The 17,675-nt window shown below is 40.1% G+C and carries 17 protein-coding genes and 3 other RNA genes; 7 read left to right on the top strand and 13 right to left on the bottom strand.

Going from position 1 to position 17,675, the window contains the following annotated elements; all coding sequences use genetic code 11:
* Nucleotides 1–2: 2 nt before the first annotated feature.
* From A7P54_RS11940 to A7P54_RS11930, 3 genes are all read right to left on the bottom strand, one after another.
* Complete coding sequence (locus A7P54_RS11940; RefSeq protein ID WP_171549712.1) at nt 3–713, bottom strand: BON domain-containing protein; 711 nt, start codon at nt 711–713, stop codon at nt 3–5.
* A gap of 71 nt (nt 714–784) precedes the next feature.
* Complete coding sequence (locus A7P54_RS11935) at nt 785–1,189, bottom strand: YraN family protein (RefSeq protein ID WP_171549711.1); 405 nt, start codon at nt 1,187–1,189, stop codon at nt 785–787.
* A gap of 12 nt (nt 1,190–1,201) precedes the next feature.
* On the bottom strand, nt 1,202–2,134 hold the full coding sequence (locus A7P54_RS11930) for a penicillin-binding protein activator (RefSeq protein ID WP_171549710.1): 933 nt from the start codon (nt 2,132–2,134) through the stop codon (nt 1,202–1,204).
* Between the two features lie 16 nt (nt 2,135–2,150).
* On the opposite strand from A7P54_RS11930, the gene rsmI reads away from it, so the two are divergent.
* Nucleotides 2,151–2,993 (top strand): 16S rRNA (cytidine(1402)-2'-O)-methyltransferase, encoded by an 843-nt coding sequence (gene rsmI, locus A7P54_RS11925; RefSeq protein WP_171549709.1) that lies wholly within the window; start codon nt 2,151–2,153, stop codon nt 2,991–2,993.
* Nucleotides 2,994–3,057: 64 nt separating this feature from the next.
* Here the strand turns inward: rsmI and A7P54_RS11920 are convergent, their stop codons facing one another.
* Entirely contained in the window at nt 3,058–3,699 is a 642-nt protein-coding gene (locus tag A7P54_RS11920; protein WP_171549708.1) for a cation transporter, read from the bottom strand.
* A gap of 61 nt (nt 3,700–3,760) precedes the next feature.
* On the opposite strand from A7P54_RS11920, the gene A7P54_RS11915 reads away from it, so the two are divergent.
* Nucleotides 3,761–4,210, top strand: a complete 450-nt coding sequence (locus tag A7P54_RS11915) for a MerR family transcriptional regulator (RefSeq protein ID WP_171549707.1) — start codon at nt 3,761–3,763, stop codon at nt 4,208–4,210.
* A 23-nt stretch (nt 4,211–4,233) separates the two neighbouring features.
* On the opposite strand, the gene A7P54_RS11910 is transcribed toward A7P54_RS11915, so the two are convergent.
* From A7P54_RS11910 to A7P54_RS11890, 5 genes are all read right to left on the bottom strand, one after another.
* Nucleotides 4,234–4,482 (bottom strand): hypothetical protein, encoded by a 249-nt coding sequence (locus A7P54_RS11910; protein WP_005202358.1) that lies wholly within the window; start codon nt 4,480–4,482, stop codon nt 4,234–4,236.
* Between the two features lie 173 nt (nt 4,483–4,655).
* Nucleotides 4,656–5,888 (bottom strand): FAD-dependent monooxygenase, encoded by a 1,233-nt coding sequence (locus A7P54_RS11905; protein ID WP_171549706.1) that lies wholly within the window; start codon nt 5,886–5,888, stop codon nt 4,656–4,658.
* The gene (ubiH, locus tag A7P54_RS11900) at nt 5,885–7,096 is read right to left on the bottom strand and encodes a 2-octaprenyl-6-methoxyphenyl hydroxylase (RefSeq protein ID WP_171549705.1); all 1,212 of its coding nucleotides are present in this window, start codon (nt 7,094–7,096) and stop codon (nt 5,885–5,887) included. Before ubiH ends, A7P54_RS11905 begins: the two co-directional genes overlap by 4 nt.
* Before the next feature lie 631 nt (nt 7,097–7,727).
* A complete protein-coding gene (gene pepP / locus A7P54_RS11895; protein ID WP_171549704.1) occupies nt 7,728–9,047 on the bottom strand; it encodes a Xaa-Pro aminopeptidase in 1,320 nt (439 codons plus the stop codon).
* Between the two features lie 68 nt (nt 9,048–9,115).
* Nucleotides 9,116–9,748, bottom strand: a complete 633-nt coding sequence (locus A7P54_RS11890; protein ID WP_171549703.1) for a UPF0149 family protein — start codon at nt 9,746–9,748, stop codon at nt 9,116–9,118.
* Nucleotides 9,749–9,814: 66 nt separating this feature from the next.
* On the opposite strand from A7P54_RS11890, the gene A7P54_RS11885 reads away from it, so the two are divergent.
* The 5 genes from A7P54_RS11885 (at nt 9,815) to ssrS (A7P54_RS11865) (ending at nt 11,800) form a co-directional block, all read left to right on the top strand.
* Nucleotides 9,815–10,369, top strand: coding sequence for a hypothetical protein (locus A7P54_RS11885; RefSeq protein ID WP_171549702.1), 555 nt, complete (start codon nt 9,815–9,817; stop codon nt 10,367–10,369).
* Between the two features lie 2 nt (nt 10,370–10,371).
* On the top strand, nt 10,372–10,656 hold the full coding sequence (locus A7P54_RS11880; protein ID WP_016163025.1) for a cell division protein ZapA: 285 nt from the start codon (nt 10,372–10,374) through the stop codon (nt 10,654–10,656).
* A 309-nt stretch (nt 10,657–10,965) separates the two neighbouring features.
* Nucleotides 10,966–11,155: non-coding RNA, 6S RNA (gene ssrS / locus A7P54_RS11875), on the top strand.
* Nucleotides 11,156–11,295: 140 nt separating this feature from the next.
* Nucleotides 11,296–11,484, top strand: a non-coding RNA gene (gene ssrS / locus A7P54_RS11870) — 6S RNA.
* A gap of 134 nt (nt 11,485–11,618) precedes the next feature.
* Nucleotides 11,619–11,800: non-coding RNA, 6S RNA (ssrS, locus tag A7P54_RS11865), on the top strand.
* A gap of 217 nt (nt 11,801–12,017) precedes the next feature.
* On the opposite strand, the gene A7P54_RS11860 is transcribed toward ssrS (A7P54_RS11865), so the two are convergent.
* The 4 genes from A7P54_RS11860 to A7P54_RS11845 all read right to left on the bottom strand — a co-directional run.
* A complete protein-coding gene (locus tag A7P54_RS11860; protein WP_171549701.1) occupies nt 12,018–13,256 on the bottom strand; it encodes a putative solute-binding protein in 1,239 nt (412 codons plus the stop codon).
* 231 nt (nt 13,257–13,487) lie between these two features.
* Nucleotides 13,488–13,688: a hypothetical protein gene (locus A7P54_RS11855; protein ID WP_004808602.1), complete on the bottom strand. Its 201-nt coding sequence runs from the start codon at nt 13,686–13,688 to the stop codon at nt 13,488–13,490.
* Between the two features lie 417 nt (nt 13,689–14,105).
* Nucleotides 14,106–14,897: an OmpA family protein gene (locus A7P54_RS11850; protein ID WP_171549700.1), complete on the bottom strand. Its 792-nt coding sequence runs from the start codon at nt 14,895–14,897 to the stop codon at nt 14,106–14,108.
* Nucleotides 14,898–14,962: 65 nt separating this feature from the next.
* Nucleotides 14,963–17,675 (bottom strand): YadA-like family protein (locus A7P54_RS11845; protein ID WP_171549699.1); only part of this gene is annotated, 2,713 nt, incomplete at its 5' end.

Here is a 17,675-nt window from a genome sequence, read left to right as displayed (position 1 = left end):
AATTAAGGATTAGTTGGAGTAATGGTCGCAGGTTCCGCCTGATCAGGATCAATTGCAACAGGTGTCTCAACTAAAGGCTGTGTAGCCACAGTGCCCACCATTGGTGCTGCTGCTGTTGAACTAGCAACAGTGCCTGAAGGTTGATCCGTATTGTCAATCAGTGTCACAATTTTAGTCACATTTCCAACTTTTTGTAAGACGTCATCTAAATCTCTTGATTCAGCAGTATTTAAACGTCCCATCACGTACAACACCCCATTTTCAGTATGCACTAATACTTTGCTGTCAGATACTACAGGGGCTTTCATCAACAAACCGCGGGTATTTGCAGTCACCGTTGCATCTTGCATGATGGTGTTATAACCAACCTTGTCACCTACCGTAATATAGTTATGTACGGCTTTTACATCTGACATCGAACGTAAGTTATCTTCTGCCAATTGTTTTAAATATGGATCAGGGACTTGTCCTGTCAATAAAACATTGCTGTGGAAACTTTCAATGTTGATACGAGACTGTTTAAAGCGGTGATCTAATTTGTACAAATTAATATTTGCAGTACGCTTGATCGAAGAATCAATAAAAATCTGCCCTAGACTACGTTCACCACTGTTCGTTCCAACGGGTGAACTTCCTGTGCCACCAGAAATAAAACTAGCACATCCCGATAAACTTGCAGCGCAAAGCAACGTAATCGATAAACGTTTTAACACTTGGCAAGACTCCCTATCTACAAACAAATTTGTTCAATTTTCAATATTTAGCTTTAGATTAGACTTCTTAATTAATCTAAAGTAAATGCGTGTTCAATCCATTGCTGATCATACTGCAATTTTGAAAAATCTGGTTGTACTGTTTTTGCAATTTTCTGTGGAAAATCAAAACAAATCACATCAAAACGACAATCAAAGTCCTCATAATGTGGAGATTTCTGTAAAAAAAATTGTGCTGTCTTAATAATTTTACGTTGCTGGGCGAGTGAAACCACCTCATAGGCTTTCGCATAACTTGCTTTCGATCTGGCTTTGACTTCGACAAAAACGAGTTCTTTTTCCCGTTCAACGATTAAGTCAATTTCCCCATAACGTGAATGATAATTCCGCGCTACACATAGATATTGTTGGGACTGTAAAAGAGCAAGTGCTTTCTGTTCAGCCCATTGCCCTAAATTATGTACTTGTTGTGACATACCTGCCCGATCTTATTTTAATGCTTGAATACCCTTTTTCTGCTGTTGATAGCAATAAGGTTGGCGATAGACTTTCCCGTCTTTCACATCAATTGCCCCAGTTCGACCTTCAAAGGAAAAGTGTCGATCTGGACTATTTAAAAATTGCTGACTAATACTCCATGCATCACCACCAAAGGCTAATAAGCGTTGAAACGCCATATTTTCTGGTTGTTCTTTATATGCAGCGACTAGGTCTGCCCATTGTCCGTTATATAAAGCTGGTGTATCACAAAAACTGAGTCCTATCGGAATGCTCTTGTCTTGCTCAATACTCAAGGCAGTAGCATAAATATTTTTTTCAGGTAAAGGTCCTAGTTGCTCTAACCACTGTTGATCGCCCAACAATAACAGCCCGTCTCTACGCGCAAGTTTTTTTGGTAGTTCGTTAACCACATGAATATCAGAGCCAAATTCAGACATGAGTGCCATCATAAATAGTTCTGTTGCAGATTCAGTTCCAGCTTGGCGCAACACCAATAAGCTTTTAATTTTGTCTTTCTTGAGTAGTTGATTCAGTGCAACAGCATCATGCTGTTTTGCCAAACTGAATTGCCATACATTGGTGGTCTGGTTATTCACATCATTTAATGCAATTACAGGAATTGCTGGATTCAATTGCATCACAGTTTCAATTTCAGGTCGTGCCAATGGCCCAACAATCAGTCGAGTCTTACTGTTGACCCTTTTCTTAAAAATCGTATCGATGTTATTTTTCGCTGAATCTACAAAAATGATTTTTTCTTTGCTGCCAGATGCTGTATAAGCGCTCAAGAAACCACGTTTGATGCTCTGACCAGCTCGCGCCATCGTACCAGATTCAGGTAGAATCACCAGTACGTCCGCATAAACTGGACTCACACATGCCGCCAAACATAGTAGCAGCCAATATTTTTTGTAATACATTAGGGAGTTACCTTTTATGAGTGCTCAATTATTTGTTGTAGCAACCCCGATTGGGCACTTAGATGACATGACCTTTCGTGCAATTGATATTTTAAAATCTGTATCGGTAGTTGCCGCAGAAGACACTCGTCAATCTGCTCAATTATTCAAACATTATAATATCTCAACTCCACTCACAGCGTGTCATGATCACAACGAAAGTAACAAAATTGATCAACTTCTCCAAAGAATGTTAAAAGGAGAAAGTGTTGCATTAATCAGTGATGCTGGTACTCCCCTCATTAGTGACCCAGGTTTTAAATTGGTTCGTGCTGCGCAAGAACACGGGATTCGTGTCATTCCAGTACCAGGTGCTTGTGCAGCAATTGCAGCATTAAGTGCTGTTGGCTTGCCAAGCGATCGTTTTAGCTTTGAGGGTTTTTTACCTTCGAAAGCATCGCAACGACTCAGCCAGCTTGAAAAGCTTAAGGATGAAACCCAGACCTTGATTTTCTACGAAGCACCTCATCGTATTTTGGACAGCATTAAAAATATGGTGCAAGTTTTTGGTGAAGACCGACCTGTTGGTTTTGCCCGCGAAATTACCAAAACTTTTGAAACCATCAAGAAGATGACTTTAAAAGAATTGGTTACTTTTATCGAAAATGATCACAACCAAGAAAAGGGTGAAATTGTGGTTGTAGTCGGTGGAGCATCTGCGGAAAAAGATATGGAGCAGGATAAACTGGATACGTTGTTAAAACGCTTATTACAGGATTTATCAGTAAAAGCGGCGTCGCAATTGGCTGCTGATTTAACAGGTATAAAAAAGAAAGTAGCGTACCAACGTGCATTGGAACTCACTCAACAAGATGAATAAAACATAAGGGGAGATTAAAAAAATCTCCCCTTATCATCTCAATATGAAATAACAATAATGTGTCTTAGGCCTTAGTCATGAGATGAGCTTGGTCTAGTTTTCTTTCCATTCTCGCCTGCTTAATCACAGCCCAACCAGAAGAAACGCCTAAATACGCAATAATAAAAGCAACGAATAAATCAGGGAACATAGTTCCAGTTCCAAATACACCTATAGCTGCGATGATAATGGCGATATTGGCAATCGCATCATTCCGGCTACATAACCATACCGAGCGCATATTGGCATCGCCATCACGGAATGCATAGAGCATCAATGCACAGATAACATTGACAGCCAATGCCAGTACACCAATCGCCCCCATGAGCATTGGTTCAGGTGTTACACCTAGCCACCATGACCAGAATACTTTAACAATCACAAAAATACCAAATGCAGCCATTGTGATTCCTTTGACAAAGGCTGCGGTCGCTCGCCAGTACAAGGTCATGGACAATACAGCTAAAGAAATGGCATAGTTTGCTGCATCACCTGCAAAGTCCAAGGCATCCGCCCAGAGCGACACAGAACGTGCATGTGATCCCCCGATAATTTCGACAAAGAACATCAATGCATTTAAAATTAAAGCAATCCATAACGCCTTTCTAAACTTTGGACTAATTTTTTGTGTTGGCGAACACGTTGTATTGCATCCACATCCTGCCATGACTTTTCTCACTGAATCTTTTATAGTGATTTAAAACCCTAGAGCAACTCCAGAGTCAAGCATGATCAGTTTTAGCATTGGACAATTGGCAAAAAAGTCAGGTGTATCTGTAGATACAATTCGGTATTACGAAAAAATTGGGTTATTGGACAAAGCTCAACGAACGGCGGGAAATTACCGTCATTATTCGGAACAAATGCTTTCAGAACTATTATTTTTAAAGCACTGCAGAGAACTGGGCATCACCATACAAGATATTCAAAAGCTTAAGGGTCTAGCCGAAGATCCGAATCAAACCTGCATGGAGGTCGATCATCTGATTGATCAATATCTTGCCGAGGTTTCACAGAAAATTAAAAATCTGGAACATCTCAAACAAGATCTAAGCCATTTAAAACAACAATGTTCACAACATCGTACCATTGAACAATGTGGCATTTTAAAAGAGTTACACCAACCACTTGAGTGTGAACATGAGTCACACCAACATAAAAAAGCATCACAACCGTGATGCTTTTTTATGTCAATTCAGACTTAATCTTGATGCTCACCTGGCGGAACTTCAGTAATACGCCCACCACGTGCAAGAAACGCAGCCACTTCATCTTCTAAAGCTTGGCGTTGTTTCTGCTTCGCAGTCACGGTTAAAGTTTCCGCTTCAGCAAGATCAGCATCATTGGCGCTCGATTCTTCACTCTCTGCACCACTTTCTGCCGCTTTCGCCTCTTCGTCGTCTACAGCAGAATCTTCTGTGTTTTCGTCGTAATCATTCATTTCCGTCATCTTCATCTCCCCACAATGACTCAACTCTCATCATCGCTATTTGGCCATCAGAACTAGGTGGAATTTAGCAAGCTCTTCAGATTTAGCAAAGCACAATATTTGTTAAAACGTACTTTTTATGACCAAATTCACTCTGATTTATAAATGATTGTTTAAAAAATATCTACTATTTTTTAACATGCATATTGTGTGTCTTTCAATGTTCCTAATCCATTGGCTTGTTGCATAAAACGATCCTTAAACCAATCGAACTGTTCAACCTGTTTTAGACCAAAATTTCTTGCCCAAACAAAGGGAAATAATTCTGAACTTTCAATCCATCCAATCGCAGACATACTATGCATCATGGCATCGTTTTGCCCCTTACGTTGGTGTTCATAACGCAATAACGTCTGTTCGTTGGCCCATACACCACGTTTTAAATCGTGTAGTAATACATCACACAATACCGCGGCATCTAAACAGCCAATATTCACACCCTGTCCAGCCAAAGGGTGAATCACGTGTGCGGCATCACCAATCAGTGCTAAGCCTGATTTGATATAACGCTGAGCGGCACGTGCTTTTAATGGAAATTGTGCTCTAGAACGTACCTCAACCACTTCACCCAACATATGTAGACTTTCTTGCGTCAATAGTTGCATAAACGCTTGATCGCTGAGTGCTGAATATTCATCGGCATAGTCATCAGGTAAAGTCCAAACAATCGACTGCCAATAACCGTTTTCTTGAGCGTCTAAACTTGCCATCGGCAAATAAGCCAGTGGACCTGTCGGTAGGAAAATCTGTCGAGCCACATATTGATTCGGTCGCGTGGTTTTAATTGCACAACTGATCGCAGCTTGCTTATAATCCAGTACATCTAAATCAATATACGCCTGCTCACGTACAAAAGAATTCGCGCCATCTGCACCAACGAGCAACTTGGTTTTTAGTGTTGTGCCATCCGCCAATTGAATGGACCAACCTTGTGGAATCTGTTCGATCCGAATGACTTTGACTTGGGTGCGATAGTCTTTGAGTTGTCGCAGCATTTTTTGTTGAATCGCAACATTCAAGACACTAGGCTCGACCATTGAACCCAAGGCTTGATCTGGCTGAGGCTGCTGTTCCGACGCATGGCCAAAATTAATTTCACCATAGCCATTTTTATTCCAGACTTGCATGCCTGAATAGGGCATTTGACGTGCTAAATCATCCCAAACATCGACTGTTTTGAGTAAGTGAATGGTAGCCTGACTGAGTGCCAATACTCGAGGATTCATGACTGCTAAAGTTTTATCCTGATCAAGCACAGGCGCAGCATCCAGCACGGTAGCTTGTACCCCACCTTGCGCGAGTAATAAAGCGGTTAAACCGCCAACTAAACCACCACCGACAATGACGACATCTAAGATTTCACTCATGCTTTTAGTCCCATCGCATAATTGGCAACCAGAGGCTTAACCCCCGGAATCACATCAAATGCAATCAATCCTGTATTACGTATTAATTTGAGGATTGGATTTTGATTGCTAAAACCACGCACTACTGAATCACAGAACTTAATCACCCGTTGCTGGTCTTTCAAACGTGATTGTTCATAGGCCAATAAATTTTCAGGCGTGCCAATATCATCTGATTTTGCCAATTGTTCCATCAGGAAACGAACCAACACGTCTGCATCACGCAAGCACAGATTAAAACCTTGCCCTGCCACCGGGTGAATGGTATGTGCTGCATTACCCATCAACACCACACGTCCAACCGCCTGCTTATGTGCCAACACCTGAGCCAATGGATAGCTAAAGCGCTTACCTGTTTTTTCAAACTTCCCTGCACGATCACCATAAGTTTCCTGTAAAGCATCCAAGAAATGTTGATCATTTTCTTCACCCAACCACTCAGCTTCAGTGCCTTTTTTTACAGGCCACACCACTGAACGGCGGTATTCACCCGGTAATGGTAACAATGCCAATGGTCCAAGTGCACTAAAGCGTTCAAAGCCAACCTGCTGATGTGGCTTAGAAGTCTGTACGGTGGTCACAATTGCAACTTGGTCATAATCATGCTCATCCACCCCGACGCCAATGGCTTGTCGGCAAAATGAATCACGGCCATCTGCTGCAATCACCAACTTGGATTTTAAGGAATGGATATATTCACCATTGCGCATGGCTTCAATCTGGACTTGATCTGCATCTTGGATCAATGAGGTCACTTGTACACCATCAATCAATTCAATCAATGGCTGTTGACGAACTTGAGTCAATAATACGCGGCCAAGCCAAGCATTCTCAATGACCTGTCCAAAGCTTTCTACTTTTTCTTGCTCTGCAACTAAGCGAGCCTTACCAAAACTTCCCTGCTCAGTAATATGTACTTGCAGAATTGGGGTAGCATGTTGCTGTAAAGCTTCCCATAAGTCTAATTTTTGGTAAATCTGTACGCTACGACGAGACAATGCGGTATTACGCGCATCAAAGCTGGAATGATAAGGCGCAACATTTTCGTCATCGAAATTTGGATATTTCACCGCTTCTAATAACTTTACTGCGATATTAGATTTTGCCAACATTAAAGCAAGGCTGAGTCCAACCATACCTCCACCGACAATGATGACTTGTTGCTGCATAATATGATTCCTTATCAGTTTTTCATGACTTGATGTTTCGGGACTATCTTACTCTAACTCAAATCAGGAAGGGAATTTGTACTTTGTTTGGTCTATGTTTTTAAAATATATTCAAAAGTTGTCTTGAGTATCGATAAGAAAGAAATACGGCTATCTATCTCAATCAATCTTTTCAGCTTAGTCTGCCTTTTACCAAGCAAGAAAATAGAAATAGCCAAATTAAATATATTTTCTTGGAAGATAGGCGATAAAAACTGAACTCACCAAGCAAAAATAAATACAGTACAAAATCCACTCAACAGATCGATATTTAACAACTTTATAAAAAACAGTATAGACAAATAATGCCGTTACACTGACAAAAAATATTAAAGAAATAAACAGCAGGGAAAGAATATCTCGATCTTCATACCACTCCCACTGATTCAAATAAAAGTAATAAAGATGAATCTTTAAATATACATAAATCAATAAAATCAAATAAATGTCAGTGACTATTCGATAAATACAGTTCGATATTTTCATACAAGCACCTTATTTTTCTGAATATTATTATAATTTTTTGTTTGCCTCTTTATACATTAAAGAGGCATTCATAAAAAATAAAGCTTCTGTTCTGCCAATAGACTGATTAACGGTTCGCCATCAAACGTTCAATCTCTTCAACAGTTTTAACCACATTTTTGGTTAGAACCAATGGCCCATTTTCCGTCACGACAATATCGTCTTCGATACGAATGCCAATACCCCGCCATTTTGCATCGACGGTTTCATCATCAGGCGCAACATATAAACCAGGCTCAACGGTCACCACCATACCCGCCTCATAAGCACGCCAGTCTTCGCCAGTTTTATAGGCACCCACATCATGCACATCCATACCCAACCAATGTCCTGTACCATGCATAAAAAATTGACGGAATGCTTCGCTTTCGACCAATTCATCCACATTACCGCTAAGCAAGCCAAGATCAACCAGACCTTGAGTTAAAATCTTGACAGCCACTTCATGTGGATACTTATAGTGATTGCCAATACGGGTTGCATCAATCGCAGCAAGCTGTGCCTCAAGAACAATGTTATATAAAGCCTTTTGTTCAGGGCTAAACTTGCCATTCACAGGGAAAGTACGGGTAATATCTGATGCGTAGAATTCGTATTCACATGCTGCATCAATCAGGACCAAGTCACCATCGTTCAATGGCTTGTTATTTTCAACATAGTGCAGGATACAGGCATTTTCACCGCCACCAACAATACTGTTATACGACGGTACGCAACCATTTTTACCAAAGATATAATTGAGTTCCGCTTCCAGCGCATATTCCATCATCTCAGGTTTAACCGTTTGCATGGCACGGGTATGCGCTTCAGCACTAATATTAGATGCGATCTGCATCAACTCGATTTCTTGTGCCGATTTCTTCAAGCGCATCTCATCGACAATACGATCAAGCTGAACCACTTCTGCTGGTGCAGCACCACCACGGCGCTGCTGTGCATCTGCCTTTTGAATCCATTGGCTTACACGTGCATCAAACCCTGCATTTTGACCAATACGATAGTAAAGACGTTGTTTATTTAATAATTTGTCGATAATTTCTTCATCGAGCAGATCAATTGCATAAGCCTCATCTGCGTCATAGATTTCAATCGCACCGTCAATTCCAGCACGATAACCATTCCAGATTTCCATTTCACGATTACGTTCACGACAGAACAAGCTATAGCTATATTCCTCACCTTCGTCAAAGGTCTCGATCACGGCAATGGCTTCTGGTTCTGCAAATCCAGTCAAATAATAAAAACTACTGTCTGCACGATATTTATAATCCGCATCCCGATTCCGATACATTTCTGCTCGGGTGGCAATAATTGCTATGCTATTGCTGCCTATCTGTTTCGCAAGAAGATCACGGCGTTGTTTAAAATCGGTTTGACTTAATTTCATATTGCCCTTCTGATGAAGATGAATAATTGTAAGTTTCTTGAATTATAAAGTTTAAGGCATCGCCCGAGTTAACTCGGACGATGTGGGGTAAACATTTCTACCACAGTTTGCGGATCTACAGGGGTATCAGAGTTTCTACTTTTCGCATGAAAGTTTTGTAATAAAGAACTTTCAGCGACTGGAATCTTCTTACGACCAATTGATAAGCTGACTGGAATCAGACGTACGAACTCATACAGTTCTTGATAGCTTTCTTCGCCCTCTTCATCATTATCCGAGTCTTCGAACTCAACCGCTGCAACATCTTGTAAATGCTCAATCAGCTCTTGTTCCTCACCACGAATATGACCAGAAGCCAAACCAAAACCGAGAACGACGCCAGCACACCAATCTGCCAAAGCTTGCACACGGTCTGCAAGTAAATGACTGTCATCGGGTAGCATCGGTAGATAATCTAATTCATCATCTGACAAAGCATGAGAAACGTCTTCAGCTTCATCGGTTAAACTCTCCAGTGCCTCTGGCTGTAGAGCAGGCACATTCAAGGTGTTTAAGATTTGTGACCATTCATCTGCGGTTGGTGCTTGTGTCACACAAACTATACCTGTTAGTAAACCGTGTAACTCACTTGGACTTGAAATTTCTTCAATCCCATCAAAATGGGCATTCCATTCCGTCCAACCTGAAATATCGTCTTGCATTCGTTTATCCAATCTCTATACTGCTGTATATATTACCTTTGATTGCAACTCTGTGCGACCTTCGTTATGTTAGAACAATTACAGCGTCTACAAGCGCATATTGGTGTTTTAAAAACACGCTTACATCACTTGGAGCGAGAAAACACTTCGCTCACCGAAGCTAAGCAATTAGCTGAAACTGACCACCATGCACAAGTTGTGCAGAAAAATAGCATCATCACGCAAAAGCAGGAAGAAGTTGATAACTTAACTGAACAGCTGACTCAGTTACAAGATCAATTTAAACAACTGAATCAAGATGCAACAACTTTAGCGGAACGTTATAGCCGTTTAGAGAAAAGTACCACTGATTTGAAAAATCGCTTTCAAGAAATCTTGGCTGAGCGTAATGACTTACGTGTGAATAAAGAAAAATTACAAGCACAGCAACGCCATAGTCAGCAAGAGATTCAAGATTTACAACAAGATCGTGATCGCTTATTACAAAAAAATGAGCTAGCAAAATCTAAAGTCGAGGCTATTATTCAGCGCCTTTCAATTTTAGGCACAGCCCAGGATCAGCACGCACAAGAAATTCAGCAGCTTGCTCACCCTAATGCTGAAACCCAAGAGGAGATCTGATCATGAGTGAACCAATCGTTGTCGAACTTCGCTTAATTGAGCAGACTTTCCGTCTTAATACGACAGAAGAAAAGCGTGAAGAGTTAGAGCGTGCCGCAGAGCTACTTAATCAAAAATTCCATGACATGCGTCGTAGTGCCCCACGAGTTGAACATAATAAGCTTGTGATTATGGTTGCGTTACAGATGGCACAAGAAGTGTTTAGCTTAAATAAATCTTTGCAACAGTACGCTCATTGCGAACGGCTTTTAGAAACTATTCTAGAAGATGTTGAACAAAGTATCTGAATGAAAAAAGCCTGAAATGCAAATTTCAGGCTTTTTTATTAAACAAGCTTTCACACAAAAATAATTTTTCCTTTTTATCTTACTTCCATTGTAATTTTTATCACTTCTCTATCTTTTGACCTCAATCAAAGTATTAACATAGAGTCAATTCATATGTTTATTTTTTAAATGTTATTCAGGAAAAAATGAATAATCCTGCTCTTTTCTTGCATAAATGACCTAAACATAAGCTTACACATTGTTAAGTTATACTTACAAATAATATTAGTGGAGTCCTTGCAACATCGTCAGAGTTCACTATAATGCAATCCATCTCTGGAGTACTCGCCAGCCGGTCTGATTCCCCTGAGCCGTGATATCCTTCTTAATTGGAAAGCGTTTCTGAATATTTAGCGTGTATGCCTACCCTGAGTAGGAAACCCAGACAATATACAGCGCTCTCCACCTTGAACCTTAGTGTTCAAGGGTAAAGACATGCAGCGGTACTTCTGGAGATTATTTTTTTAATTAAAAAATCGATTTATTTATTATATTTTTCAATTCAGGCACTTCTATTTAACATCTTAACTGTAAACTTAAACTTACAAATCTCTCTATTTTCTCCCCTTGCGACAGCCCCTAATTTCACTATAATTAAAAACATCTCTGAGGTGTACGCCAGCCGGTCTGATTCCCCTGAGCCGTGATATCCTTCTTAATCGGAAAGCGTTTCTGAATATTTAGCGTGTATGCCTACCCTGAGTAGGAAACCCAGATAATATACAGCGCTCTCCACCTTGAACCTTAGTGTTCAAGGGTAAAGACATGCAGCGGCATTTTGGAGACCCATATTTTACTTCTAATAACTTATCCTGTTTTTAGATTTTATAATCTTATTAAACTTAATTTTCTAATTGTTAGTAAAACATACAAATCACAATATTTAACTCTTGTGGTCGTTGTTGATTTAACTATAATAGGAAACATCTCTAGGGTGTTCGCCAGTACGTCTATTCCCCTGCCGATACTTAAATTTATGGATGTGTTCTGTGTATTTTGAGTGTATGCCTGCCTCGAGTAGGAAACCCATTAAGTATGCGTCACCTCCACCTTGAACTCATCGGGTTCAGGGTAACGACCATGCAGCGGCACCTCTGGAGTATTTTCTTTTAAAACAAATAATAATTAAATTAAATCGTTATAAAAATTCAATTTGATTTTCCACTGTTTAAAACAAGTTGCTTCTAAAGCTTTCGAGTAACAAACCCAACACCACTCCCCCTAATTTGCACGCCTTAAGAATATTTACACACCCTCTATAAGTATTTTCATCTACAAAAAAACCACCCGCAGGTGGCTTAAACTGAATGATTTAAACTAAATTACTCATCTTTCAAAGCACATTCATAATTGCTTGGGTCTTGCGAGCAACGCACCTGTTTCAACAACTTCATCATATCTTTGTCGTAAAAACCTTCTTTGGTCATTTGAATCCGCGCTTCACGCATCAATCGAACATAACCAGGTTTATCGCTTTCATTCAATTTCAACCAAAATTTATCAGGAATTTTTGCTTCAATCTTGTCGACAAATTCAAATGCAGGATTTAACTGCTTAGAAATGACTTCACGTGCAATTGATCCCATACCTGCTGGAAACTTATTACGGTGCATAATCAGCGTCCCTGTCACTTGAATCACAGGAAATTTAATAATTCCACCGACGGCCTTGCCTGATTTATCCGTCATACCCTTTTGTAACTCAAGCGGCTCAAATAAAATGGCTGGTCCCGCCATGATATCAACTTCTTTATTATTAAATTTACCACCGACTGTCACCAAATCGACAGATACAGGTTGCGCACCCACATTCTGTACCAATTTTTTTTGAGTTTCATCAAATTGGAAAACGGCAACTTTCTTACCTGCGGCTTTAGCTAAGGTATTAATATTACGATCAGTTACCATGATATAGGCTGCACCTAACGGTACAATTCCAACCACTTCATAATCATTATTTGTCATCTTTTCATCAAATTTTGGATTAGCCAAAACCTGAATCACTGAACTGAGCTGCTTATAGGTTTGTAATGCACCTATCGCATCGACACTGCCCACAAACTTATTGAACTGTTTTGCGCGCAGATTACTAATTCCAGCCCCATCACAACGTTTACTACGGAAATCTTCAGTTAATACAGCTTCATTGGTATAGACCTTGAGGTTGACCACGGTCGATGCCTGTTTTTTCAATTTTGGGTAATCAAAGTCTAATTTGAATTGTAAATGAGAAGGACGTGTCACGTTCATGTTCACACCAAACTGTTTGGCTACACGGACGATACTTGGAATTTCAGTGATGTAACTGGTTGCTTGCTCAAATGCTTCACTATGCTCACCATTTGGAGAAAACACGCATAAAGTGACTTGTTTAGGAATCTGCTGCCAAGTTTTGGGATCGTTTAATAATTGTTTAACTTTATTTTGTGAATGCGGAGAAAGCGTTAAGTCCAGTTTCCCTTCGGGTGCAGCATAACTTGGCATCATCACCACAAATGATGATGCCAAGATACATGACACAGCGAAAGGCCTCAAAAATGTCGTGAATTTATTATTTTGCATCGCCTGTTCCATCCTTAGCTATTTCCCAATAGTTTTATTCAAAATTAAGGATAAAGCATCGAAATAGAATTGACTGCTTTTCTTTGGATGGTGTCAATTGAGTCAAAATACAAAAAAATATTCGCTATATGAGCATAAACATCCAAATCACAGAATTACACTAAAAAATAAGTCATTGAATAATAAAATCTTATGTCAATTTATTTCGATTCAGATGCTATTCTTCTCGGCTTAAATAAACGACCAAACTACATTTTCATCTTGTCGCTTTAATAGAAAATTGGTCTGATAATCATCTTCGACCACAATATGTTGATTCGAGATCATCTTTACTTTTAGTAATGTGTCATTTTCATAAACTAAATCATTTTTGCCTTCTTTGGTGAGGACAAGTATCTGATCAAGTACGATAAGTTCTTTAGAATCCAACATTGTTTTTCCCTCTATAAAACTGTTTTAAAAAATTTGAATATTTTATCAAGCCAAGACGTGAAACCACTCTCGTTACTTACCCCACAAATATTCAATCTAATTATTTAAATACATGAAACTGACATCTGAGAATGTTATTTCATGCGGCGCATGTTAGATTAATTTATGAACAAATTTAAGATAAATTGTAATACAGTTCACAAAAATTATTTTTTATGCAAAATAAAACCAGAACAACTAAAACCACATAAAATCAATCGATTGAAAACAACTAGACAAGTTAAAAACAGATAAATAATAATACCATTTGCAGCAAAGTACTAAACACCAATCAAATTAAGGAACAATTTTTACCATTAGGTATTAATCAAGAAAAAAATGGCTACCCAAAGTAGCCATTTTTTTCTTGCATATTCCCTACCAACTAACGTTAACACGTCGATTTGGAGCTAAGCAGCCCACAAGTTGACTATTTGCCTTATGCCCAGCGCATTGCTGGTATAAGTCAGTTTGGCTATTGGCTTGAATTTGAATACGATTTGCATCGATACCTTCATTGACCAACAGCTTAGCAACGGTATTGGCACGTTGTGCTGATAATTGATGGTTATAGGCAAATTTACCTAAAGGGTCGGCAAAGCCAGTAACAATTACAGGACTATTCGCTGGCGCTTGTTTGATCCGTTGTGCAATTGCTGCCACTGAACTAGGCCCCTGTTCAATGGCATTGGCATTTGAACGATCAAATGCAAAAAATACACTTGATGCACGCAGACTATTTAAATTGGTATCTGCTGGAACTTGATTATTCGCTCCCCAAGCCATTAAACCTTCACAGGCCTCGCCTTTCCACGACAAGCGTTCTGACAATGTTTGCTTATCAAAATCTACACGTAACTGACAACGTAAATAATCTTGACTATTCGGCTGACGAATATCTAGCACATAATTCCAAGTCTTTACAAAGAACAGACCTTCGCTGAATTGAGGATTTCCTAATACATGTCGGATTTGGTCTTTGGTTAAACCTGTTCCTAAACGAGCAACATTATCGTATTCATAACGTTTTACTTGTTTAAGATAACTCTTTTCAACTGCTGGAAATTTGATTTCCTCTTGTTGAACAACTACTTCATCATCTGCTGCAAATGTCACCATTGCAAAAGAAGATGTGATCCCGATAACCAATGCTTTTATCATGTTTTTCATATTTTAACTCTCTTTATCTATTGGAGATGAGGAGAGCCTAAGGGCTCTCCAACATAACGAGTCCCTTAGTCAATTACGCCGCTGATACCGATACGTACGCTTGGATCACCTTGTGATGCAGCAGCTACACCACCCGTGATTGACCAACGACCATTATCCGCAGTCTTACGTAAAGTTACGCCGACTGCATTTTCACCACCATGATAAGAAGCACCTGCTGCATAGGTATATTTACCCGCTACGTATGGCGCTGCTTCCAATGCCATTGCTGCGGCAATACCTGCATTGGCTTTTTTCTCTACATCTTCAATACGTTGATTGGTTGAGTAGAACGCTTGCTCAAGTTTGTTATCAAGGTTATCAATACGACTACCCAATGCTTGATCGGCTTTGTTTAAAGCATCAACCGCCCCGCCAACATTATTGTAATCTTTGCCTCCAACATTGTAAGTTGGATTGGTGAAGCTATTGGTAATGTTGTCATAACCAGCGCCACCGCCTAAGAATTCAACAACTTTCTTATTTGTTGCATTCAATTGAGAACCATTGATCGCATCTTTAGATGTTGCACTGATTGCACCATCTTTAACACCAGTTACAACACGATCACCATCTTTACCAGCCACATTGACACTTGTACCACCAGTGTCTTTAGCAACGGTAACTTCTGCACTACTATTTGCCTGTTTAACCAGACCCACAGCACCGTTATTAATATCATTTTTAATGTTATTAATATCATTGGTATTATTGGTAATCTGTCCTTGCAAATTATCTCTAATTTGCGCAACTTGACCACCATTCACAGCATCTTTAGAACCTTGAGCGACATTACCATCTTTCACATTGGTAATCGTGGTGCCATTTGCCCCGCCACCCAACGTGATTTTATCCTTAGTCGCATCGTCATATTTCACTGCATTATTGGCAAGCTCATTCACAGTGTTATTCACATTGCTGATTGCGCTATCCAATTGACCTTTGTTCACTGCATCTGTTGCGTTAACACCAGCTGCAACATTAGTCACTTGTTTATTGCCAGCATTGATACCCTGAGTTGTTACACTTGGACCACCTGCAATCGTTAATCCAGTATTGCTTAAGACAACCGCGTTATTACCAATGTTGATACCAGCATTATTCAGAACAGTGTCACCTGCTTTCACAGAGTCAACCGTCAAGTCTTTTGCTGTTGCAACTTCATAGTTATCAGAGCCATCTGCATTTTTGCTCTTATTCACAACAATATTCTGACCATTGGTTACAGTCGTTTTCGAAGTTGTTCCAACAGAGCCAATTGCTTTGTCGAGTGCCGTTAATGCATCACCAACATTAGTCTGATTACCTTGAGCTACATTATAATTCGGCCCTGTAATCGTACCATTCGCTTCAACTTTAGCACCGCCACCCAAACTATTTACAAGCGCAGTTTGAGTCGTCACAACTTGGTTACCCACAGCTTTCAACTGAGCAACGTTCACCGCATCGGCATCGGCACTACCAGCTGCAACACCCGTAATTTGACGATAGATACCACTCGCCTCATCACCTACTGCAACTGCACCTGTGGTGGATGTTGTCTTAGTAATGGCTGCATTATCAGCGCCTGTTGCAGCTGATAATGCATAACCTGCAACACCTGCACCTGTTGTCGCTGCTGAGCCATTACCCAACACAACTGATCCAGCTACTGTTTTGGTTACATTGTTACCAAGGACAAAAGTATCATCTGTAAGTACCTGGTTATTGTTACCCACAGAATAACTGTTTGCACCATCAACAATCGTTGGATCACCGATCGCACCAGAGTGATCACCTTTCACTTTGTTACCAGTACCAATGCTGATTGATTGTAATCCAGATGCCTCGGCACCTTGACCAATTGCAATTGACTCTTTTCCTCCAGCCTTACTGTTGTGACCTAAAGCAACTGCACTGTCTGCACCAGTTGAAACAATTGCATTTACACCAATCGCAGTAGAGTTGATACCACCTGCACTTGAGTCATTGGTTGCTCCTAAATCGCCTTTAGAAGTATCCGCATTGGTATGGAAGAATTTAATACCATCGGTATTCATCTTCTGTACTGTTTGACCAATCGTCAGGCGATCCGTCGTTTCTTGACCTTGCTTATCATAGGTTAAGAACAATGAATCTTGATTCTTGTTATCTGGATTTTTATTTACAACCTGATCAATGATATTCACCTTGTTGCCATTACCATCAACAACTTCAGTGATGTTATTACTGATCGCAACTTTCAATTGCTCTTCAGTTGCAGCTCTACCTTTGGTTGCAAAATCACCTGACGTAATGTCTTTATTGCTCAAGCCTTCAATTGTATTGCTTAATTTATCAACAACCACATTACCTACAGTCACTTTGTCGAAGTTCACATCTTTCGCTGTTGCAACTTGATAGTTGCTTGAACCATCTGCATTGGTCGTTGGGGTTACAACAACGTTATCTCCAGCAGTGACCGTTGTTTTCGCTTTGGTTGCTGCATCTTTAACGCTGGTGATCGCACCATCAATCGTGTTCGAGCCTGTGCCACCAATGTTACTTGTGGTGATTGCACCCGTCGTTGCATCAATCGTCGTGTTGCCACCTACAATATTCTTCACATTGTTAGCGGTGTTGAATAATTGGCTACCATTAACTGCATCAGTCGAGGTTGAGTTCACTGCACCAGCTTTCACATTAGTGATCGTGGTTCCACCAGCACCTGCAAGCGTGATCTTGTCTTTAGTCGTTGCATCATCATATTTAACCGCTGCA

The sequence above is a fragment of the Acinetobacter sp. Ac_3412 genome (assembly GCF_013072675.1).
GTDB classification, from domain to species: Bacteria; Pseudomonadota; Gammaproteobacteria; order Pseudomonadales; family Moraxellaceae; genus Acinetobacter; species Acinetobacter higginsii.
The sequence above is the reverse complement of the archived record's forward strand: the minus strand, read 5'-3'. Positions and strand labels throughout refer to the sequence as shown.